At 65.9% G+C, this 20431-nt stretch carries 19 protein-coding genes; 14 read left to right on the top strand and 5 right to left on the bottom strand.

Annotated elements, in window-relative coordinates; translation table 11 throughout:
* The first annotated feature begins 169 nt into the window (after positions 1–169).
* The gene (locus ACMGF8_RS18375; RefSeq protein ID WP_060838882.1) at positions 170–853 is read left to right on the top strand and encodes a response regulator transcription factor; all 684 of its coding nucleotides are present in this window, start codon (positions 170–172) and stop codon (positions 851–853) included.
* Complete coding sequence (locus ACMGF8_RS18370) at positions 831–2225, top strand: sensor histidine kinase (RefSeq protein WP_102864433.1); 1395 nt, start codon at positions 831–833, stop codon at positions 2223–2225. The genes ACMGF8_RS18375 and ACMGF8_RS18370 overlap by 23 nt, the downstream gene beginning before the upstream one ends.
* 158 nt (positions 2226–2383) lie before the next feature.
* Here the strand turns inward: ACMGF8_RS18370 and ACMGF8_RS18365 are convergent, their stop codons facing one another.
* Both ACMGF8_RS18365 and ACMGF8_RS18360 read right to left on the bottom strand, forming a co-directional pair.
* The gene (locus ACMGF8_RS18365) at positions 2384–2671 is read right to left on the bottom strand and encodes a DUF1652 domain-containing protein (protein WP_416756928.1); all 288 of its coding nucleotides are present in this window, start codon (positions 2669–2671) and stop codon (positions 2384–2386) included.
* A gap of 136 nt (positions 2672–2807) precedes the next feature.
* A complete protein-coding gene (locus ACMGF8_RS18360; RefSeq protein WP_207167638.1) occupies positions 2808–4307 on the bottom strand; it encodes a helix-turn-helix transcriptional regulator in 1500 nt (499 codons plus the stop codon).
* A gap of 181 nt (positions 4308–4488) precedes the next feature.
* Between ACMGF8_RS18360 and ACMGF8_RS18355 the strand changes: the two genes are divergently transcribed.
* Positions 4489–5031 carry a GNAT family N-acetyltransferase gene (locus tag ACMGF8_RS18355; RefSeq protein WP_416756927.1) on the top strand — a complete coding sequence of 181 codons (543 nt, stop codon included), beginning with the start codon at positions 4489–4491 and terminating at the stop codon, positions 5029–5031.
* Positions 5032–5058: 27 nt separating this feature from the next.
* On the opposite strand, the gene ACMGF8_RS18350 is transcribed toward ACMGF8_RS18355, so the two are convergent.
* Complete coding sequence (locus ACMGF8_RS18350) at positions 5059–6372, bottom strand: sigma-54 interaction domain-containing protein (RefSeq protein WP_110597261.1); 1314 nt, start codon at positions 6370–6372, stop codon at positions 5059–5061.
* Between the two features lie 252 nt (positions 6373–6624).
* Here ACMGF8_RS18350 and ACMGF8_RS18345 point away from each other — a divergent pair, with 252 nt between their 5' ends.
* The 6 genes from ACMGF8_RS18345 (at position 6625) to ACMGF8_RS18320 (ending at position 11219) form a co-directional block, all read left to right on the top strand.
* Positions 6625–7509, top strand: a complete 885-nt coding sequence (locus tag ACMGF8_RS18345) for an MBL fold metallo-hydrolase (protein WP_207815213.1) — start codon at positions 6625–6627, stop codon at positions 7507–7509.
* A 29-nt stretch (positions 7510–7538) separates the two neighbouring features.
* Entirely contained in the window at positions 7539–8816 is a 1278-nt protein-coding gene (locus tag ACMGF8_RS18340; RefSeq protein WP_102864428.1) for an NAD(P)/FAD-dependent oxidoreductase, read from the top strand.
* Positions 8813–9640 (top strand): sulfite exporter TauE/SafE family protein, encoded by an 828-nt coding sequence (locus ACMGF8_RS18335; RefSeq protein WP_102864427.1) that lies wholly within the window; start codon positions 8813–8815, stop codon positions 9638–9640. The genes ACMGF8_RS18340 and ACMGF8_RS18335 overlap by 4 nt, the downstream gene beginning before the upstream one ends.
* A 164-nt stretch (positions 9641–9804) precedes the next feature.
* On the top strand, positions 9805–10245 hold the full coding sequence (locus tag ACMGF8_RS18330) for a YeeE/YedE family protein (RefSeq protein ID WP_102864592.1): 441 nt from the start codon (positions 9805–9807) through the stop codon (positions 10243–10245).
* Complete coding sequence (locus ACMGF8_RS18325) at positions 10242–10661, top strand: DUF6691 family protein (RefSeq protein ID WP_102864426.1); 420 nt, start codon at positions 10242–10244, stop codon at positions 10659–10661. The genes ACMGF8_RS18330 and ACMGF8_RS18325 overlap by 4 nt, the downstream gene beginning before the upstream one ends.
* A gap of 219 nt (positions 10662–10880) precedes the next feature.
* The gene (locus ACMGF8_RS18320) at positions 10881–11219 is read left to right on the top strand and encodes a YkvA family protein (RefSeq protein ID WP_102864425.1); all 339 of its coding nucleotides are present in this window, start codon (positions 10881–10883) and stop codon (positions 11217–11219) included.
* A 75-nt stretch (positions 11220–11294) separates the two neighbouring features.
* Here the strand turns inward: ACMGF8_RS18320 and ACMGF8_RS18315 are convergent, their stop codons facing one another.
* Positions 11295–12311 (bottom strand): PDDEXK nuclease domain-containing protein, encoded by a 1017-nt coding sequence (locus ACMGF8_RS18315; RefSeq protein ID WP_416756926.1) that lies wholly within the window; start codon positions 12309–12311, stop codon positions 11295–11297.
* A gap of 123 nt (positions 12312–12434) precedes the next feature.
* Complete coding sequence (locus tag ACMGF8_RS18310; protein ID WP_416756925.1) at positions 12435–12845, bottom strand: hypothetical protein; 411 nt, start codon at positions 12843–12845, stop codon at positions 12435–12437.
* A gap of 230 nt (positions 12846–13075) precedes the next feature.
* Between ACMGF8_RS18310 and ACMGF8_RS18305 the strand changes: the two genes are divergently transcribed.
* From ACMGF8_RS18305 to ACMGF8_RS18285, 5 genes are all read left to right on the top strand, one after another.
* Positions 13076–16297 (top strand): efflux RND transporter permease subunit, encoded by a 3222-nt coding sequence (locus ACMGF8_RS18305; RefSeq protein WP_102864422.1) that lies wholly within the window; start codon positions 13076–13078, stop codon positions 16295–16297.
* Complete coding sequence (locus ACMGF8_RS18300) at positions 16287–17453, top strand: efflux RND transporter periplasmic adaptor subunit (protein WP_416756924.1); 1167 nt, start codon at positions 16287–16289, stop codon at positions 17451–17453. Before ACMGF8_RS18305 ends, ACMGF8_RS18300 begins: the two co-directional genes overlap by 11 nt.
* Positions 17437–18858, top strand: coding sequence for an efflux transporter outer membrane subunit (locus ACMGF8_RS18295; protein ID WP_102864420.1), 1422 nt, complete (start codon positions 17437–17439; stop codon positions 18856–18858). Before ACMGF8_RS18300 ends, ACMGF8_RS18295 begins: the two co-directional genes overlap by 17 nt.
* A gap of 128 nt (positions 18859–18986) precedes the next feature.
* A complete protein-coding gene (locus tag ACMGF8_RS18290) occupies positions 18987–19166 on the top strand; it encodes a type II toxin-antitoxin system HicA family toxin (RefSeq protein ID WP_102864419.1) in 180 nt (59 codons plus the stop codon).
* Positions 19167–19209: 43 nt separating this feature from the next.
* A complete protein-coding gene (locus tag ACMGF8_RS18285; RefSeq protein WP_102864418.1) occupies positions 19210–19617 on the top strand; it encodes a type II toxin-antitoxin system HicB family antitoxin in 408 nt (135 codons plus the stop codon).
* Positions 19618–20431: the final 814 nt, after the last annotated feature.

Below are 20431 nucleotides of genomic sequence, written 5' to 3'. Positions count from 1 at the left end.
GGTGACGCCTCCTGGCAAAAAACTGGCCGGATGATATCAAGCTTCAACGCCCCTGACTTGGGCTGTCCGGACCAGACCACAAGCCAGATGAAAGTTTATTTAGAATCCCGGCCCTGGTTTCTTGGCAAAATGCCCGCCTGTGTCACGAACCGCCAAGCAGGTAACGCCTATGACCCGCATTCTGACCATCGAAGACGACGCCGTGACGGCCCGGGAGATCGTCGCCGAACTGAGCAGCCACGGCCTCGACGTGGACTGGGTGGACAATGGCCGTGAAGGCCTGGTACGCGCCGTGAGCGGCGACTACGACCTGATCACCCTGGACCGCATGCTGCCGGAGCTGGACGGCCTGGCCATCGTCACCACCCTGCGCACCATTGGTGTGTCGACGCCGATCCTGATGATCAGCGCCCTCTCCGATGTCGACGAACGGGTGCGCGGCCTGCGGGCCGGCGGCGACGACTACCTGACCAAGCCCTTCGCCTCCGACGAGATGGCGGCCCGGGTCGAGGTGCTGCTGCGGCGCAAGAACACGGTCAAGGATTTCGCCACCAGCCTGCGGGTGGCCGACCTGGAGCTGAACCTGATCAGCCGCGAGGCGACCCGCGCCGACCAGTTGCTGAGCCTGCTGCCCACCGAATACAAGCTGCTGGAATTCCTCATGCGCAACACCGGGCAGATCCTCTCGCGGATGATGATCTTCGAAGAGGTCTGGGGTTATCACTTCGACCCGGGAACCAACCTGATCGACGTGCACATCGGCCGCCTGCGCAAGAAGATCGACCCGCCCGGCATGACCCCGTTGATCCGCACCGTGCGAGGCTCGGGCTATGTCATTGCTGAACCCCTCTAAAGGCTGGCGCTCCTCCAGCAGTCGCCTGCTGGCGCTGTACAGCACGCTGTTCGTGGCCTGGAGCTGCATCCTCATGGGGGTGCTGTACTACGAAGTCTCCACCTACCTGGACAGCCTGGCCAAGCACTCGCTGATGCAGCGCCAGCACCTGTTCGCCCGCTTCGAAGGCGAGCAGTTGGTGGAGGCCCTGGCCACCAGCATGACCTTCGACATGCGCGCCATCGACGCCTACGGCCTGTTCGACGAGCAGCGTCGGCCCTTGAGCGGGCCGATCCGGCAGATCCCCGAGGACCTGCCCCTGGACGGCCAGATCCACGAGCTGAAGAGCTGCATCGACTCCGACGACACGAGCCTGCCCCGGGACAGCTGCGACGCCGTGGCCACCCACACCCGGGACGGCCGCTGGCTGGTGCTGGTGCGCGACAATGGCTCGCTGTTCGCGGTGACCCGGATCATTCTCCACGCGCTGCTGTGGGGGATTTCCCTGACCATCATTCCCGGGGTCGCCGGCTGGCATCTGCTGCGCCGCCGGCCGCTGCGGCGCATCCGTCAGATCCAGGCCAGCGCCGAAGCCATCGTCGCCGGCGACCTGACCCGGCGCCTGCCGCTGTCGGACCGGCGTGACGAGCTGGACATGCTGGCGGCCATCGTCAACGCCATGCTCGAACGCATCGAGCGGCTGATGCACGAGGTCAAGGGCGTGTGCGACAACATCGCCCACGACCTGCGCACCCCGCTGACCCGCCTGCGGGCCCAGCTCTATCGTCTGCAGCAACAGGCCGAGGAAGGCTCGCCCCAGGCCCTGCAGATGGACCAGCTGCTGGCCGAGGCCGACACCTTGATGGCGCGCTTTCGCGGGTTGCTGCGCATCTCCGAACTGGAGGACCAGCAACGGCGCTCGGGCTTCCTCGAACTCGATCCGCTGCCGCTGCTTCAGGAGCTGTACGACTTCTACCTGCCCCTGGCCGAAGAAGGCCGCCTGACCCTGCAGCTCGACGTGCCGGCCAGCCTGCCCCGGCTGATCGGCGACCGCGCCCTGCTGTTCGAGGCCCTGGCCAACCTGCTGAGCAACTCGATCAAGTTCACCCCGCCGGGCGGCGAAGTGATACTGCGCGGCCTCGACGACGGCGGCAGCCCGCGCCTGGAAGTGCTGGACTCAGGCCCCGGCATTCCCCCGGCGGAACGGGCGGCGGTGTTCCGGCGCTTCTACCGGGTCGACGAAAGCAACGCCCAGGGCGGCTTTGGCCTGGGCCTGTCGATCGTTGCGGCCATCGTCAGCCTGCACGGCTTCAAGCTCGAAGTGGGCAGCAGCGAACGCGGCGGCGCGCGCCTGAGCCTGGATTGCCGGCCAAGCCTGATCGCCGACCACTGACCCGCCCCATCCCTGTAGCCGCTGCTGAGCCCGCGAAGCTGCGAAAAGGTCCGCAGGACCTTGCCTGGCGATTTCCCGACGAACCTCCAGCGGGCTTCAACTCCCCGCGTCTCCTGCGACGCAGTGCTACCCAAAGCGTTCGCAGCCCTCGGCAGCGGCTACAGGTGGCCCAGGGAGTTGCTGTCCAGCTCGTAGAGCAACTCGTCGATGAGCCGCAATACTTCGGCCTCGCTCTGCAGGGACTTGATGCGCAATCCGCTGACCACCAGATCGACCCGACCGCTGTCGGGCTCGAACACCCGCAGGGTCAGGGTGCCGTCGCCGGCATGGCTGAAACTGCAGGCCAGGGGCGCCAGGCGCTGTTCGATACAGGCGCGCCATTGGGCCTGGGTGAGCACCGCCGGTGCCTGATCGGTCACGCTGCCCTTGCTCTGTTCATCACCCATGCGGGCTGTCCTTGTGCTGTAGTTGTGCTCTGCCACAGCCCCATTGACCGGACCTGTGGCGGCTCCAAGGGTAGAAAACACCCACCACGCAAAGAAGGCGCATTTGCACGGGTTGCCCTGGTGCATATGCACCAGTTCAGCGTCCCCGACTGCCGACCGTGCCGACGAACAGCCCGCGCTCCCGGGCCCAGACGATGGCTTCGCCCCGGCTGTGCACCCCGAGCTTGGAATACAGGGTGGCGACATGGTTGCGCACGGTGTTGGGCGCCAGCTTCAACTGGGCGGCAATCTCTTTGTCTGCCAATCCCTGATAGATCAACCCCAGCACTTCCCGCTCGCGGGCCGTCAGGTCGGCAGAGGACACCCCAGGCGTGTCCCGGGCCTTGGGGCTTCTCACGTTGGCCAGCTTTTCGATCAGGGTTCGGCTGAACCAGGAGGCGTCGCGCATCACTTCCTCGATGGCGCCCACCAGCTCCAGTTCGGAGCGCTTGCGCTCGGTGATGTCCATCAGCACCAGCAGGTAACAGGGGCTGTCCTGGATAAGCACAGTGTCGGCGTAGGCCACGCAATCGATCAGCCCGGCGTTCTTCTGGCGCACCTTGAGGTCCAGGCCATCGACGTTGCCGACCTTCTCCAGTTGACTGAACAGTTGGCTGGCCGCCGCGGCCTCGGCGATGAAGCCGATGGCCTCGACGTTCTTGCCCAGCAGTTCTTCGCTGCTGTAGCCGCAGGTGTTGAGAAAGGCCTCGTTGACGTCGACGATCTGCTGCTCGGCGCTGCACACCAGGGTCGGCACCGGGGTCAGGCGAAACGACTTGGCAAAACGCTCCTCGCTCTGGCGCAGGGCAATCTCGATCCTGCGCCGTGGCTCCAGGTCCATGAAGGAAAACAGCATGCAGTCTTCATCGTTGATGTCCAGGGGCTGGCCGGCGACGATCACCAGCTTGCTGCCGCCGTCCGGCAGGCGCAGCTCGGCCTGCATCTGCGGGATGGTCGCGCCCTGGCCCAGGCGCTCAATGGCCAGGTCCTTGTGCTCGGCGTCCTCCAGCACATCCAGCTCGTACACCGAACGGCCGATCACCTGGTCCCGGGCATAGCCGGTCATTTCCAGGAAGCCCTGGTTGACCTTGATGTAGCGCAAGTCGCTGAGGCGGCAGATCACCGCTGGCGCCGGGTTGGCGTTGAAGGTCTTCTCGAAGCGCTGCTCGGCGCCGGCCCAATCGCTGGCATCGCTGAGAATCAGCACCAGGGATTCCGGCGCGCCGCTGCGATCGGTGAGGATCATGCTGCGCACCCGGTGCACCCAGTGCCGGGGTTCGCCGTCGATCTCGGCCTGTACCTCGACCACCACGTCGCTGAAGGTTTCCCCAGCGGCCACCCGATTGATGGGATAGGCCTCCAGGGCCAGGGGGTGATTGTTGCGATAGCGCAAGGCATAGCGCCGGGCGTACTCACGGACATTGGCCCCCAGCTCGCCGACCTCGCTCACTCCATGCATGGCCAGCGCCGCTTCATTGGCCCAGAGCAGGCTGCGGGCCTTGTCGGTCTCGATCAGGATCACCCCGTCGGACAGACCGGCGATGATCTGCTGCAACTGGCGGCGATTGGTTTCGGTAGCAAGTACGGCCTGGCTCATGGCATCTCCAGTCAGAACCGGCGCCACAGCGGACAGGCTGCGCGCCGCAAAAAAGGGGCTGAACACTACGACCACGGCCGCTCGCCATCGTGCCCTGCACCTCCGCCGCTGCGCACTGGAGCCACCTCGCGCCAAGGGTTAAGCTGCTGCGCCTGGTCCGACCGCCCTCAAGGAGTGAAGCATGATCACCATCCGTGAAGCCGACAGCCGCGATATCGATGCCCTGCAGGCCATAGGCTGCGCCACCTACCGCGAACACTTCGCGGCGATCTGGACGACTGACGGCATGCAGCAGTTTCTCGACCAGGACTTCTCCCCCGCCAACCTCGAAGCGTCCGTAGCGGCCCGGGACCGGCACCTGTGGTTACTGGCCCTGGACCCGCAGCACCAACCCATCGGCTTTGCCAAGCTCAACTGGGCCCGCCCGACGCCGGGCAGCGGCCGGCTCGGGGCCGAACTGCAGAAGATCTACCTGCTCAAGTCCCAGGCCGGCCAGGGCCATGGCCGGCGCCTGCTCGAACACGTGTTGCAACGGACCAGCACCGCCGGGGAATCCTGCCTGTGGCTGGACGTGCTCAAGAGCAACAGCGGCGCCCGGCGCTTTTATGAAAGCGCCGGGCTGCGGCAGATCGGTGAAGTGCCCTTCAGCACCGACCTGGAACAGATCGGCATGTGGGTGATGGCCTGCGACCTGCCGCTGGCCCGGCCACCGGCCGAGGCTTGAACCCGGCTGCGGCCGTCCGCCCGGCGGCTACAGGCCCAGGGCCTTGAGGCGCCGGTACAGGGTTCGTTCGCTCAGGCCCAGGGTCTTGGCCAGTTCGCTGCGCGAGCCGTCGAAGACTTCCAGGGCATGGGCCAGCTGTTCCAGGTCCTTGCCGGCGCGACGGCGGGTCACCGGGACCGGTGCCTGTGGGCTGCGCAGTTCTGCCGGCAGGTCCTGCGGGCGGATCACCCCGTCATCACTGAACAACCGCGCCCGTTCGAGGATGTTGCGCAGCTCGCGGATATTGCCCGGGTAGGTGTACAGCCGCAGTTGTTCCAGGGCCTGGGGATCGACCCGCGGCACCACACCGGGATCGAGGCGGCGCAGCAGGCTGTCGATCAGCAGCGGCAGGTCGTCGCTGCGTTCGCGCAGGGCCGGCAGGCGGATCGGGAAGGCGCTGATGCGGTAGTACAGGTCCTGGCGAAAGGTGCCAGCGGCGACCATTTCCTTGAGCGGCTTGTGGGTCGCCGCCACCAGGCGAAAATCCGAGTGCACGGTGCGCAGGCTGCCCACCGGACGGAAGCTGCCGGACTCGATCAGGCGCAGCAGCTTGACCTGCATGGCCAGGGGCACCTCGCCGATTTCGTCGAGAAACAGGGTGCCGCCGTGGGCCGCTTCCGCCAGGCCGATCTTGCGTTGCAGGGCGCCGGTAAAGGCGCCCTTTTCATAGCCGAACAGTTCGCTTTCCAGCAGGGTTTCGGTGAGCCCGGTGCAGTCCACCACCACCAGCGGCCCACTGGCCCGGGGGCTGCCATCGTGCAGGGCACGGGCAAAGAGTTCCTTGCCGGTGCCGGACTCACCCTGCAGCAGCACCGGAATCGGCGCCGGAGCTGCCCGCTGCAGGGCGCTCAGCGCTTCGTTGAAGGCTGGCGAGCGCCCCACCAGGCCCTTCTGCTGGGGCTGCACCGACGCCACCGCCACTGAGCTCAGGCGTTCGACATAGGCCACCACGGTGCCGGCCTCGCCAATGATCGGCCGCAGCTCCACATCCACATGCTCGGGGCCGCGAGGTGTGTGATGAATGTGCAGCATGCGCTCCGGCACCCGGCTGTCATGGGCCTTGCGCATCGGGCAATGCTCCCCGGCCTGGTCGCAGGGCACGGCGAACTGGTGAGACACGCGATAGCACTTGGCGCCCACATGGGGCTTGCCGGCCACGCCGAACTGGCGCTGGTAGGCGGTGTTGGCGGCGATGATGTTGTAGTCGGTGTCGAGCACGATGGTCGGTTGCGGGTCGTGTTCGAGGTAGGACACCAGGGCAGACATGGACGGCTGGGCACGGTCGGTGGCGATCAGGGACATGGGGCAACTCCGAGGCAGTGGCGGCAGCTTAAAGCACGCCGCGGCCTTCTGCCATTTTCTGCCACAAACTGCCATGTCACTGCCAAATGACGCTGGCAGTCGCCTCGAAAAACGCCTGATGGCAGCCCCTGCGGCCTTCTACTTCAATGAACAGGTGGCCAATCCGGGTGTTTGAGGTTGGCACGTTTATTGACAGTCCAAGGGACGAGCGACAGCGCAGACTGCCCTCACCTTCATTGCCTGGAGTGCCCCATGATCATCAGCGACACGCTGCGTGTAGAAGCCTTTTTCGACCCTCACACCTGGACCATCAGCTACCTGGTGATGGACCAGGCCAGCCGCCGCTGCGCGCTGATCGACAGCGTGCTGGACTATGACCCGAAATCCGGCCGCACCCGCACCGAGTCCGCCGACCGCCTGATCGCCCGGGTGCGCGAGCTGGAGGCCCGGGTCGACTGGATTCTGGAAACCCACGTGCACGCCGACCACCTGTCCGCTGCCGCCTACCTCAAGGACCAGCTGGGGGCCCAAGTGGCCATCGGCAATCAGATCACCCGGGTGCAGAAAGTCTTCGGTGCGCTGTTCAACGAAGCCCCGGCCTTTGCCCGGGATGGCAGCCAGTTCGACGTGCTGCTCGAAGACGGCGCCGAGTTCGCCATCGGCGGCCTCAGCGCCCGGGCCCTGCATACCCCGGGGCATACCCCGGCCTGCATGACCTACCTGGTGCAAGTGGGCGATGAGTGCGTGGCCTTTGTCGGCGACACCCTGTTCATGCCCGACTACGGCACCGCCCGCTGCGACTTCCCCGGGGCCGATGCGCGGACCCTGTACCGCTCCATCGGCAAGATCCTCGCCCTGCCCCCGCAAACCCGGCTGTTCATGTGCCACGACTACCTGCCCAACGGCCGCGAACTGCAGTACATGACCACCGTTGCCGAGCAACGCGCCAACAACATTCACATCCATCAGGGCGTCGACGAAGACAGCTTCGTGAAGATGCGTGAAGCCCGCGACGCAACCCTGGACATGCCGGTGCTGATCCTGCCTTCGGTGCAGGTCAACATGCGCAGCGGACACTTCCCCGAGCCCGAAGACAACGGCGTGAGCTACCTGAAGATTCCCCTGAACACCCTATAACGATACCGACTCCACACGGAGAACTTGCCATGCGTCCCTTCAACCCGGCCCTGCGCGCCGTCGACGGCAGCCATCAGGTGCTGATCGTCGGTGGCGGTGCCGCAGGCATTGCCGTCGCCGCCAGCCTCATGTCCCGCGATCCACATCTGGATGTGGCGATCATCGACCCGGCCAGCAGCCACTACTACCAACCCGGTTGGACCCTGGTGGGCGCCGGGGTGTTCAGCGCCCAGTCCACCGAACGCAACATGGCCGCGCTGATGCCCAAGGGCGTCAAGTGGCTGCAGCACGCCGTCAGCCTGTTCGAACCCGACAACAATGCCCTGGTGCTGGACGACGGCCGCGTGCTGGGCTACGACCAACTGGTGGTGTGCCCCGGGCTCAAGCTCGACTGGGCGGCCATCGACGGCCTGCCCCAGGCCCTGGGCAACCACGGCGTGACCTCCAACTACCGCTACGACCTGGCGCCCTACACCTGGCAACAGGTGCAGCAGCTGCAACAGGGCGAGGCGCTGTTCAGCCAGCCGCCAATGCCGATCAAGTGCGCCGGGGCGCCGCAGAAAGCCCTGTACCTGTCCTGCGACCACTGGCGGCGCAACGGCCGCCTGGGGTCGATCAAACCGCGCTTCCTGAATGCCGGCGGCGTGCTGTTCGGCGTGGCGGACTATGTGCCGGCGCTGATGGAATACGTGAAGAAGTACGGCATCGAACTGGATTTCGGCCACAACCTGGTGGCGGTGAACGGCCCGGCCCAGCGCGCAACCTTCGTGCGCACCCTGGCCGACGGCCGCCAGGAGACCCTGGAGCGCGCCTTCGACCTGCTGCACGTGGTGCCGCCACAATGCGCCCCGGACTTTATCCGCCAAAGCCCCCTGGCCGACGCCGCTGGCTGGGTCGATGTCGATCCCCATAGCCTGCGCCACAAGCGCTTCATCAATGTCCACGGCCTGGGCGATGCCACCAACACCAGCAATGCCAAGACCGCCGCGGCGGCACGCAAGCAGGCGCCGGTGGTGGCCAACAACGTACTGGTGGCCCTCAAGCGCCTGACCCGGCTGGCCGAGTACGACGGCTACGGCTCCTGCCCACTGACCGTGGAACGGGGCAAGATCGTCCTCGCCGAATTCACTTACGGCGGCAAGCTGGCGCCGAGCTTCCCGCGCTGGCTGCTGGACGGCCGCCAACCGACCCGTCGCGCCTGGTGGCTGAAGGAACGAATCCTGCCGCCGCTGTACTGGCGCGGCATGCTCAAGGGCCATGAATGGCTGGCACAACCGACCCTGGCCACGGACACCCCGAAGACATGAGTGAACACAGTCTTTTGGGCGCTGGGCTGGGGGCGGTCATTGGCGCGATCCTGGCGCTGACCGGAGCCGGCGGCGGCATCCTCGCGGTGCCACTGCTGGTGTTCGGCCTGGGTTTGAGCATGGTCGAGGCCGCCCCTATCGGCCTGCTGGCGGTGGGCTTGGCCGCCAGCGTTGGCGCGGTGCTGGGCCTGCGCCAGGGCATCGTGCGCTACCGTGCGGCGGGGTTTGTCGCCAGCATCGGTATTCTCATGGCGCCGCTGGGGCTGTGGCTGGCCCACCGCCTGCCCAACCTGCCCCTGGCCCTGCTGTTTTCCCTGGTGCTGCTGTACGCCTGCGGACGCATCCTGCGCAAGGCCAGCCTGGAATTGAAACAGGGCCGGGCGGCGGCGCGTCCGGCGTTCCTGCCCTGCGTGCTCAACCCGGCCCAGGGCCGTTTGCGCTGGACCCTGCCCTGCGCCCGGGCACTGACCTTCACCGGCATGCTCTCGGGCCTGCTGTCGGGGTTGCTCGGTGTCGGCGGCGGCTTCGTGATCATCCCGGCCCTGAGCCGCTACACCAACCTGGACAGCAAGAGCATCGTCGCCACCTCTTTGGCGGTGATTGCCCTGGTGTCCCTGGGCAGCGTGGTGACCGCCAGCCTCAGCGGCGTGATGCACTGGGCCGTGGGTGCGCCCTTTGCCCTGGGCGCGGTGGTGGGGCTGGTACTGGGACGACAAGTGGCCAGCCACCTGGCCGGCCCGCGCCTGCAACAACTGTTTGCCATCACCGGCATGCTGGCAGCGCTGCTGCTGGCGGGCGGGGCCCTGGGTTGGCTGTCCCATTGAGGCCCTTTCGCCGGCAAGCCGGCTCCTGCAACAGTGGGTACAGATCCCCCATGGGCACTGGCTTGCCAGCGCAGGCGTGCGCACCGACGCTGCGGTTGCGCGGCGGAAATGCCTGAGCCATGACCGGCCCCTGCACCAGCAAGGGCCATGCAGAGGAAATCGATATGCTCTTTGACGCCGCACATTTCACCCCAGGCTCGGCCCTGGCCGGGGGCGCGTTGATCGGCCTGGCGGCCGGGCTGTTGATCGTCGCCAACGGGCGCATCGCCGGAATCAGCGGCCTGCTCGGCAGCCTGCTGCAACCGGGCAGCGACGGCTGGGGCGAGAAAGCCCTGTTCATCCTCGGGCTGCTGCTGGCGCCGCTGCTCTGGGGCCTGTTTCACACCCTGCCCGTCGCCGAGTTCCAGGGCGGGCTACTCGGCCTGATCAGCGCCGGCCTGCTGGTGGGCATCGGTACCCGCTATGGCGCCGGTTGCACCAGCGGCCACGGGGTCTGCGGCATTTCCCGGCTGTCGCCACGCTCGATCATCGCCACCCTGTGCTTCATGGGCACCGGCTTCGCCACGGTCTGGGTGCTGCGCCACGGACTGGGGCTGCTGCCATGAGAAAACTCAGCGCTTTTGTCGCCGGCCTGCTGTTCGGCATCGGCCTGTTGCTGGCGGGTATGGCCAACCCGGCCAAGGTCCTGGGCTTTCTCGATCTGGCCGGCACCTGGGACCCGTCCCTGGCGCTGGTGATGCTCGGCGCCATCGCGGCGGCCTGGTGGCCCTTCCATTGGGCCATGGGCCACTCGCGCTCGCTGCTCGGGGCCCCCATGCAGATTCCCGCCAAGCGCAGTGTCGATCGACGCCTGATCGGCGGCAGCCTGCTGTTCGGCGTCGGCTGGGGCATCGTCGGGATCTGCCCGGGGCCGGCCCTGGTGCTGTTGCCGGGCGGGCACTGGCAAGCCTGGGTGTTCGTCCTGGCGATGCTCCTGGGCATGTTGCTGTTCCAGCGCCTGGAGGCCCGCCAACGCGGCTGAAGCGCACACCCACGCATCCCCCCCTGCACAGGAACGGCCTTGCCAGCGCAGGCTCTCGCTGGCACCGCTGACCTGACAGAGGATTGATGACGCCGTCACCGGCCTCTTCGTCGGCGAGCCTGCTCCTGCCTGGGAAACGGCCAGGGAAATATTGGCCTCTGCCGGTCAGGGGCGCGGGCGGCGACGATGGCCTGGACCTGTATCTCCCAGGAGTACGCCATGTCCACCACCCAATCCCTTGAACTCTGTCTCTGGCGCAAGATCGGCCGCTACGCCTCGCGCATCGGCCGGACCTTGATCCAAAAAGCCCTGTGGCTCTACTACGCCGCGCAACGACCACAAACCCCGATCTGGGCCAAGACCACCATCTACGCCGCGCTGGGTTACTTCATACTGCCGCTGGACATGGTCCCCGACCTGCTCCCCGGGGCCGGATACACCGATGACCTCGGGCTGCTGGCCGGTTCAGTGGTGGCTGTGGCTGCGCATATCAACGCCGAGGTCCGGGAACAAGCCAGCGCACGCCTGGCCGACTGGTTCGGCAGTGAGCCGGAATGAACCGGAGGTCGGCGCCAGGGTACGCATAAGACTCAGCAAGGCGGTGCAGAACCCCGGACACAATGGCCGTTCGACTCACCGCGCCTGCGTGTCCAGGGCATAAAACTCCTGCAGCTTGGCCTGCAGCAGCTTCTTGTCCGGCAGTTGGGTCCGGTACTCGGCGATCAACGCCGGCGACAGTGAACGGTTGAGGGCATATTCCACCACCTCGTCATGCTTGCTGGCACAGAGCAACACGCCCAGCGCCGGGTTCTCATGGGGTTTGCGCACCTGGCGGTCCAGGGCCTCCAGGTAGAAGTCCAGCTTGCCCAGGTACTCCGGTTCGAAGCGCCCGACCTTGAGTTCAACGGCCACCAGGCAATTCAACCCACGATGGAACAGCAGCAGATCCAGGGCAAAATCGCGCCCGCCGACCTGCAGGGGATAGCCAGAAGCGACAAAGCAGAAGTCGCGCCCCATCTCGATCAGAAAATCCTTGAGCTGGCGCACCAGCCCCTGGTGCAGATCGGCTTCATCATGCCCCTGGGCCAGGCCGAGAAACTCCACCATGTAGGCATCCTTGAAGACCTTCAGGGCCTCGGGACGGGCCTGTTTCAAGGTGGCCGTGGCGCTTGCCGGGCGGGTCAGCGTGCGTTCGAACAGCGCGGACTTGATCTGCCGTTCCAACTCGCGGGTCGACCACTGCTCCTGAATGGCCATGCGCAGGTAAAACTCGCGCTCTTGCGCGCATTTACCTTGCGCAAGAATGATCAGGTTCTGGGTCCAGGGTAATTGTGTCAGCACTGCTGACACTTTCTCCTCCCCTCGATAGACCTCATAGAACTGACGCATGCGGAACAGGTTACGCCGGGTAAACCCCCGCAGCCCCGGCTGCTGCCGCGCCAGGTAATCGGCCAATTGCTGGACCACGCCATCGCCCCATTCCGCCGCCTCGAGCTTGCGGCTGATATAGGCCCCGACCTGCCAGTACAGTTCCACCAGTTCAGTGTTCACCGCCCGCACCGCCCGCTGCCGTGCGGCGGTGATCATTCGTGCCACTTCATTGAATGCCACCTCGGTGGAGGTGACGGCCGCTTGCACCTCTTGCTTCATGACGAACGCCCGGTTGCCTGGATAAAGGCCTCCATCATCACCCGGCTCTCCGTGCCGCTATAGTCGGCCCCGTCTCTTTAGCTTGAGCGAAACGTCCTTGTTTCAGTGACGCAAACAGCCCCGTCAGCCTGGCATGCAGGCAAAGCCATGGGTGCTGGCCACCTGCTTGCCCTTGGCGTCATACAAGCGAACCGACACCTCGGTCCCCAGGCTCGACTCCACCAGTTTGTAATGCTCACCGGCCTTGAAGCCGCTGTAGCTGATATGGCCATTGCAGTCTTGCTGATTGGAGTCGCCAACGCTCTCTTCAAACAGGGTCACGTCCAGGCGATGGGCGCCGGGCTTGACCTCAAAATAACGCCCGTCGTCGACCTTCTGCCCATCCACCCGTTCGGCCATCAGGTCGTTGGGCGCCTCTTCCTGCAGGCCAATCCAGGCCTGGCTGGGGTCGGGCTGGGGCATCGGCCCGGCGCAGGCGCTGAGCAAGCAGGCAAGCCCCAGGGCGGGAATCAGCAACAGCGGTTTGAGTTTCATGAAAACGTACCTCGCCAATGACAGAAATGAGTGCGACGCCAGTCCAGGACAATCGGCTGCGTCGATGCCCATCAAGGGTGTCGAGGTGTCGGTGCGAGTACAAATGAATCCCAGTGAAAGGAATTTCAGGCCTTACCTAAAACTTCCTTCACCTGGCTGAAAGCCGCGTGTTAGGTGGGTCGCTGCAGGCTGCCGAGGTTTGCAATCCCACTCCCTCGGAGGTTTTCGGCATGCTCGGGCTGGTCAAGACCGCACTGCTCAAGCCCTACACGTTCATCGTGCTGGCGATATTCATCTGCATCATCGGGCCCCTGGCGGCCCTGCGTACCCCCACCGACGTGTTTCCGGATATCGGCATCCCGGTGGTGGCGGTGGTCTGGCAGTACAACGGCCTGTCGCCGGACGCCATGGCCGGCCGGGTGATCTACACCTACGAGCGCTCCCTGAGCACCACGGTCAACGACATCGAGCACATCGAATCGCAGTCGCTGCCGGGCATGGGCATCGTCAAGATCTTCTTCCAGCCCGGGGTCGATATCCGCACCGCCAACGCCCAGGTGACAGCGGTGTCACAAACCGTGCTCAAGCAGATGCCGCCGGGCATCACCCCGCCGCTGATCCTCAACTACAGCGCCTCGACGGTGCCGATCCTGCAGCTGGCGTTTTCCAGCCCGACCCTGTCGGAGGCGAAGATCCGCGACCTGGTGCAGAACAACATCCGCCTGCCCCTGAGCTCGCTGCCGGGGCTGGCCATGCCCACGCCCATGGGCGGCAAGCAGCGCCAGATCACCCTCGACCTGGACCCGCAAGCCCTGGCCGCCAAGGGCCTGTCGGCCCAGGACGTAGGCAATGCCCTGGCGGCGCAGAACCAGATCATCCCGGTGGGCACCGCCAAGCTCGGCGGCGATGAATACACGGTGCTGCTGAACAACAGCCCGACCGCCATCGACGAGCTCAACGACCTGCCGATCAAGACCGTGGACGGTGCGCTGATCACCATCGGACAGGTGGCCCACGTGCGCGACGGCTCGCCGCCGCAGACCAATATCGTGCGGGTCGACGGACGCCGCGCGGTGCTGATGCCAGCGCTGAAGAACGGCAACATCTCCACCCTGTCGATCGTCGACGGCATCCGCCAGATGCTGCCGCGGATCAACGAAACCCTGCCGCCGGCGCTGAAGACTTCGCTGCTCGGGGACGCCTCGGTGTTCGTCAAGCAATCGGTGGGCAGCGTGGCCCGGGAAGGCATCATCGCCGCCCTGCTGACCAGCGCGATGATCCTGCTGTTCCTCGGTAGCTGGCGCTCGACATTGATCATCGCCGCCTCGATTCCCCTGGCGGTGCTTTCCGCGATTGCCCTGCTGGCGCTCAGCGGCCAGACCCTCAACGTCATGACCCTGGGCGGCCTGGCCCTGGCGGTGGGGATCCTGGTGGACGACGCCACGGTGACCATCGAGAACATCAACTGGCACCTGGAACAGGGCAAGGCGGTGAAGCAGGCGATCCTCGACGGCGCCAAGCAGATCGTCGGCCCGGCCTTCGTCTCGCTGCTGTGCATCTGCATCGTCTTCGTGCCGATGTTCCTGCTGCAGGGCATCGCCGGTTACCTGTTCCGGCCCATGGCCCTGGCGGTGATCTTCGCCATGGCCAGCTCGTTCATCCTTTCGCGGACCCTGGTGCCCACACTGGCCCTGTACCTGCTCAAGCCCCACGCGCCGGAAGCCGGGCCCGGGCATCACCCGGAAGACGCCTTCATCAACCACCACGAAGGCGAACAGCACGCCAAGCCGCGCAGCGCCCTGGTGCGCGGGCTGCTGGCCTTGCAGCAGGGTTTCGAGGCGCGCTTCTCCAACGTGCGCGACACCTACCACGGCCTGCTGCACCTGGCCCTGGGCCGGCGCAAGACCTTCATCCTCGGTTTCCTGGCCTGCGTGCTGGCCTCCTTCGCCCTGCTGCCGAGCCTGGGCCAGGACTTCTTCCCCGCCACCGACGCCGGCGCCCTGGCCCTGCACGTGCGCCTGCCCCTGGGCACGCGGATCGAGGAAAGCGCGGCGGCCTTCGACCGCATCGAAGCGCGGATTCGCGAAGTGATCCCGGCCGAGCAACTGGACAGCATCATCGACAACATCGGCATCCCCCTGAGCGGCATCGACATGGCCTACAGCAACAGCGGCACCATCGGCCCCCAGGACGGTGATATCCAGGTCACCCTCAAGCCCGGCCACGCACCCAGCGCCGACTACGTGAAACAGCTGCGCGAAGCACTGCCGGAAAGCTTCCCCGGCAGTCAGTTCGCCTTCCTGCCGGCGGACATCAGCAGCCAGATCCTCAACTTCGGCGCCCCGGCCCCGCTGGACGTGAAAATCTCCGGGCCCAACGCCGAAGCCAACCGCGCCTTCGCCCTGGAACTGCAACGGCGCCTGCAACATGTACCGGGCATCGCCGACCTGCGCATCCAGCAGTCCACCGGCTACCCGTCCTTGCAGGTCAAGGTCGACCGCCTGCGGGCCAACGGCCTGGGCATCACCGAGCGCGACGTGACCAACAGCATGGTGGCCTCGCTCGCCGGCAGCTCCCAGGTGGCGCCGACCTTCTGGCTCAACCCGAAGAACGGCGTGTCCTACTCCATCGTCGCCGCCACCCCGCAGTACCGCCTGGACAGCCTGCCGGCCCTGGAGGCGCTGCCGGTCACCGGCAGCAACGGCCAGTCGCAGATCCTCGGCGGCCTGGCGGACATCTCCCGGGTCGAGAGCCCGGCGGTGGTCAGCCACTACAACATCCAGCCGACCCTGGACCTCTACGCCAACGTGCAGGGACGCGACCTCGGCGCCGTGGCCCACGACATGCAAAAGGTCCTGGACGACGCCGCGGCCCTGCGGCCCAAGGGCGCCACGGTCAGCCTGCACGGGCAGATCGACGCCCTGCACGAAGCCTTCAGCGGCCTGAGCCTGGGCCTGCTGGGGGCGGTGGTGCTGATCTACCTGCTGATCGTGGTCAACTTCCAGTCCTGGGTCGATCCGTTCGTGATCATCACCGCCCTGCCGGCGGCCCTGGCCGGGATCGTCTGGATGCTGTTCCTGAGCGGCACCTCACTGTCGGTGCCGGCGCTGACCGGGGCCATCCTGTGCATGGGGGTGGCTACCGCCAACTCGATCCTGGTGGTGAGCTTCTGCCGCGAGCGCCTGGCGGCACACGGCGACGCCCTCAAGGCCGCCCTGGAAGCCGGCTACACGCGCTTTCGCCCGGTGTGCATGACCGCCCTGGCGATGATCATCGGCATGCTGCCCCTGGCCCTGTCCGAGGAACAGAACGCGCCCCTGGGCCGCGCGGTGATCGGCGGGCTGCTGCTCGCCACCGTCGCCACCCTGATCTTTGTCCCCGTGGTCTTCAGCCTGGTCCACGGCCGTCACCCCCAATCCGCTGTCGTTGGAGAAAACACCCATGTCGCCTGATCACACCCCTTCGCGCAAACGCCTGATGCTCCTGGGCATCGGCGGCCTGAGCCTGGCCGCGCTGCTGGTCGCCAGCGGCCTGGCGGCGCGCACCCGGCATGAACGGGCCGTGGTCGCCTGGACCGAAACCGCCGCCGTGCCGCACGTGCTGGTGTTCCAGCCGCAGCACAACCTGCTGGGCGACACCTTGCGCCTGCCGGCGCACCTGGAAGCCTGGAGCAAGGCGCCGATCCACGCCCGGGTCAGCGGCTACCTCAAGGACTGGAGCCAGGACATCGGTGCCAAGGTGGCCGCCGGGCAGGTACTGGCCCATATCGACAGCCCCGACCTGGACCAGCAAGTGGCCCAGGCCCGGGCGCGGATGATCCAGCAGCAGGCCAATGCAAGGCTGGCGCAGACCACCGCCGAGCGCTGGCAGCACCTTTTGGCCAGCCACTCGGTGTCGCGCCAGGAGGCCGATGAAAAAAGCTCCAACGCCGCCGCGGCCAAGGCCAATGCCGAGGCAGCCGCCGCCGACTACGCACGGCTCACGGCGCTGGAAGACTACAAGACCATTCGCGCGCCCTTCGCCGGCACCATCACCGCCCGCCACACCGACATCGGCCAGTTGATCAAGGCCGACAACGACAGCGACCCGGAGCTGTTCGACCTGGCGGACACCCACAAGCTGCGGCTCTACGTGCCGATTCCGCAGAACTACGCCAGCGTGATCCGCCCCGGCCTGCAAGCGCAACTGACCGTGCCCGAGCACCCGGGCCAGCACTTCAGCGCACAACTGCTGGGCGACTCCACCGCCATCGACCCGCGCTCCGGCACCCTGCTGGCGCAGTTCGTCGCCGCCAACCCTGACGGCGCATTGCTGCCCGGCGACTATGCCGAAGCCACGCTGGCGATTCCTGCCGACACCCACGGCGTGAGCATCCCCGCCAGCGCGCTGATCTTCCGTGCCCAGGGCACCCAAGTGGCGGTGATCGACAGTGCCAAGCGCGTGCACCTGCGCAGCATCCATATTGGCCTGGACCTGGGCGAGCGACTGGTGATCGACCAGGGCCTGCAAGCCACGGATCACGTCATCGACAACCCGCCGGACGCCCTGCGCGAAGGTGACCTGGTGCAACTGGCCGACGCCGGAGGTGAGCATGCGCCCAAGGCTTAAGCCCCTCGCCGCCCTGCTGGTGCTGGCCCTGCACGGCTGCTCCCTGGCGCCCCATTACCAGGTGCCGGCCATCGATCTGCCGGCGCACTACCGCGAACAGAGCAGCGACGGCCCCTGGCACCCGGCCGCCGCGCCCCAGAGCCTCGCCGAGCGCTGGTGGCGGCTGTACCAGGACCCGCAGCTGGATGACCTGCAACAACGCCTGCTCCGAGCCAACCCGGATCTGGCGGCGGCCCTGGCCCACTACGACGGCGCCCAGGCCTACGCCAGCCAACTGCATGCCGGGCTGTTCCCGCAGATCAGCGCCAGCGCCCAGCCATTGCGCCAGCGCCAGTCGGACAGCCGCCCCCTGCGCGGCAGCACGCAACCGTCGATCTACAACAGCAACAGCGCCGGTTTTGCCCTGAGCTTCGACCTCGACCTCTGGGGCCGAATCCGCAATCAAGCGGTGGCTGGTGATGCCCAGGCCCAGGCCTCCGGCGACGACCTGGCGGCGGCGCGCCTGAGCCTGCAAAAACAGCTGGCGAGCCTGTATGTGCAACTCAACGGCCTGGATGCCCAGAGCCGGATCCTGAGCCGTTCCCTGGAGGATTACGCCCAGGCCCTGCAACTGACCCGCGACCGCTATCAGGGGCAGATCGCCTCGGAACTGGACCTGACCCGGGCCCAGAGCCAACTGGCCAGTGCCGAGGCGGAACTGGACGAAGTGCGCGCCCAGCGCAACCTCACCGAACATGCGATTGGCGAACTGGTGGGGGAACCGGCCAGCCGCTTCAGCCTGGCGCCCTCTTCGCAGCTGCTGAGCCTGCCGAGTATTCCCCAGCAACTGCCCAGCACCCTGCTGCAACGCCGACCCGACATTGCCGCCGCCGAACGCCGGGTGTACGCCGCCAATGCCGGCATCGGCATCGCCCGCGCCGCCTGGTACCCGGATTTCAGCCTGACCGGCATGCTCGGCGGGCAGACCCAGGGCGTGGGCAACCTGCTGGCGGCGGGCAATCGCTATTGGGCCCTGGGCCCCCTGATGAACCTGCCGATCTTTGATGGCGGGCGGCTGAGCGCCAATGAACGCCAGGCCCATGCCGAGTTCGAAGAAGCCGCCGCCCATTACCGTGGGCAAGTGCTGCGAGCGGTGCGCGAGGTGGAGGACAACCTCGGGCAACTGCGGGACTTGCACCAGGAAGCGCTGGACCAACAGGCAGCGGTGAATGCGGCGCTGCATACCCAGACCTTGGCCATGAACAGCTATCAGGCCGGGGCGGTGAGTTACCTGGATGTGGTGACGGCGCAGACTGCAGCCTTGCAGGCACAACGGGGGTTGCAGGCGCTGCAGACCCGGGAATTGCAGGCCAGTGTGGGGTTGGTGGTGGCGTTAGGCGGAGGAGAGTCAGCGGCAAGTTTGTAGCGGCAAGCGGCAAGCTAAAAGCTTGAGGTTTGCCGCCTCGCCCGATGAGTCGCCAACCGTTGCTGATCGTGTTGAGCGGAAAAAAGTAGTTATCATACCCACCACCACGACAGGGAGTTGAAAGTGATGTGAACATCCGGCAACTCATCGCCCAGATCGAAGCAGATGGTTGGTATCTGGTCAGGGTCAAGGGCAGTCACCACCACTTCAAACACCCAACCAAGCCAGGCCTGGTCACCATTCCCCATCCCAAAAAAGATCTACTGGTCAAAACGGTAAGCAGCATATTGAAACAAGCCCGGCTCTAACCACCCAGGCTCAAGGCTCCCAGGTCCGAAGGAGGATCAGTCCATGCTCTATCCCATTGCCATTCTTCCCGGTGACGACCAACACGCATGGGGTGTGGAAGTACCCGATATTCCAGGCTGCTTCTCCGCCGGCGACGACCTCGACGACGCGATGGCCATGGCCCGCGAAGCCATTGAAGGCCACCTGGAATTACTGGCCGAAGAAGGAGCAGCCATTCCCACAGCACGCACAGTGACCCTCCACGCCGCCAATCCCCAGTATCAAGGCTGCACTTGGGCCGTGATTGATATCGACATCACTCGCTACATGGGCAAGGCGGAAAAACTCAACATCACGCTGCCGGGCTATTTGCTGAATCGAATTGATGAATATGTGAAACATCATCCGGAACAGAAAAGCCGATCGGGCTTTTTGGCTCAGGCCGCGTTGAGGGTCTTGCAGGGCGTTTGAGGGTTTTGCACTTGCTCTCACTCCCACTTCAGGAGCCCGGAGCGAGGCGCCGGAAACCGGAGCAGGAACCCTTTGGTTATTTTGAGCTGGACCGGCATTCCGGCTTTGCCAATTTCACTCGCCCTTACCGCGAGTTCTGGATACATATCCGTTGCTGCGGTCACGGCCACTGGCGGTTTCGCTCTTACAGCGAGTCACTTTGAAACCCGGAATGCCGGCCAACCCAAAGTAACCAAAGGCTCCTGCCCCTCCACTCGGTGCCTCGCCTAGGCTTGGCATGCCCGAACTCCGGCATTGATCCGTGGGCCGCCGCCACCGGCCATCCATGGCCGGGTGGCGGCTAACCCGGCATCCCTGCCGGGTTACCCACGGCTCAATGCCTGCGTTCGGCCATCGTGGTTAACGGGGCGCTCAGATCAAAATCAAAAGCAAGATCAAAATCTGACGGCGGCCTGCCGGCCGGCCTGTTTCATTGCCGTTCGCATTACATGTAGCCGCTGCCGCAGGCTGCGACCGGCTCCGCAGGAGACGCTAAACCTGCCTCCCCGATATTCCTGACCTATCGCGTCGCCTGGTTTTGCGAGCGCGAGCGCTCGTTCGCAGCCTTCGGCAGCGGCTACAAGGAACCAGCCTGCGCACCTTGGCTTTGGCTTTGGCTTTTGATCTTGATCTTGATCTTGATCTTGATCTTGATCTTCAGGCCCCTTCCCAGCCGGCCGAGCGCAGGCGTTGCGTAGGGGGCAGCTCGGCATGGATGCCGAGCTAGCCGCCACCCGGCCATGGATGGCCGGTTGGCGGCGGGCCCCCGGAGCAA

Source organism: Pseudomonas sp. BNK-7 (genome assembly GCF_048072025.1).
In the GTDB taxonomy this organism is placed as follows: domain Bacteria; phylum Pseudomonadota; class Gammaproteobacteria; order Pseudomonadales; family Pseudomonadaceae; genus Aquipseudomonas; species Aquipseudomonas danubii.
This window is presented reverse-complemented; position numbering and strand designations above follow the sequence as displayed.

Coding starts and splice junctions, on each gene's coding strand:
- ACMGF8_RS18350 (WP_110597261.1), bottom strand. CDS start 6,372: ATGTCCCTGATCGCCACCGACCGTGCCCAGCCGTCCATGTCTGCCCTG.
- ACMGF8_RS18330 (WP_102864592.1), top strand. CDS start 9,805: ATGCTCTTTGACGCCGCACATTTCACCCCAGGCTCGGCCCTGGCCGGG.
- ACMGF8_RS18365 (WP_416756928.1), bottom strand. CDS start 2,671: ATGGGTGATGAACAGAGCAAGGGCAGCGTGACCGATCAGGCACCGGCG.
- ACMGF8_RS18300 (WP_416756924.1), top strand. CDS start 16,287: ATGTCGCCTGATCACACCCCTTCGCGCAAACGCCTGATGCTCCTGGGC.
- ACMGF8_RS18315 (WP_416756926.1), bottom strand. CDS start 12,311: ATGAAGCAAGAGGTGCAAGCGGCCGTCACCTCCACCGAGGTGGCATTC.
- ACMGF8_RS18355 (WP_416756927.1), top strand. CDS start 4,489: ATGATCACCATCCGTGAAGCCGACAGCCGCGATATCGATGCCCTGCAG.
- ACMGF8_RS18335 (WP_102864427.1), top strand. CDS start 8,813: ATGAGTGAACACAGTCTTTTGGGCGCTGGGCTGGGGGCGGTCATTGGC.
- ACMGF8_RS18345 (WP_207815213.1), top strand. CDS start 6,625: ATGATCATCAGCGACACGCTGCGTGTAGAAGCCTTTTTCGACCCTCAC.
- ACMGF8_RS18325 (WP_102864426.1), top strand. CDS start 10,242: ATGAGAAAACTCAGCGCTTTTGTCGCCGGCCTGCTGTTCGGCATCGGC.
- ACMGF8_RS18310 (WP_416756925.1), bottom strand. CDS start 12,845: ATGAAACTCAAACCGCTGTTGCTGATTCCCGCCCTGGGGCTTGCCTGC.
- ACMGF8_RS18295 (WP_102864420.1), top strand. CDS start 17,437: ATGCGCCCAAGGCTTAAGCCCCTCGCCGCCCTGCTGGTGCTGGCCCTG.
- ACMGF8_RS18285 (WP_102864418.1), top strand. CDS start 19,210: ATGCTCTATCCCATTGCCATTCTTCCCGGTGACGACCAACACGCATGG.
- ACMGF8_RS18340 (WP_102864428.1), top strand. CDS start 7,539: ATGCGTCCCTTCAACCCGGCCCTGCGCGCCGTCGACGGCAGCCATCAG.
- ACMGF8_RS18375 (WP_060838882.1), top strand. CDS start 170: ATGACCCGCATTCTGACCATCGAAGACGACGCCGTGACGGCCCGGGAG.
- ACMGF8_RS18360 (WP_207167638.1), bottom strand. CDS start 4,307: ATGAGCCAGGCCGTACTTGCTACCGAAACCAATCGCCGCCAGTTGCAG.
- ACMGF8_RS18370 (WP_102864433.1), top strand. CDS start 831: ATGTCATTGCTGAACCCCTCTAAAGGCTGGCGCTCCTCCAGCAGTCGC.
- ACMGF8_RS18305 (WP_102864422.1), top strand. CDS start 13,076: ATGCTCGGGCTGGTCAAGACCGCACTGCTCAAGCCCTACACGTTCATC.
- ACMGF8_RS18320 (WP_102864425.1), top strand. CDS start 10,881: ATGTCCACCACCCAATCCCTTGAACTCTGTCTCTGGCGCAAGATCGGC.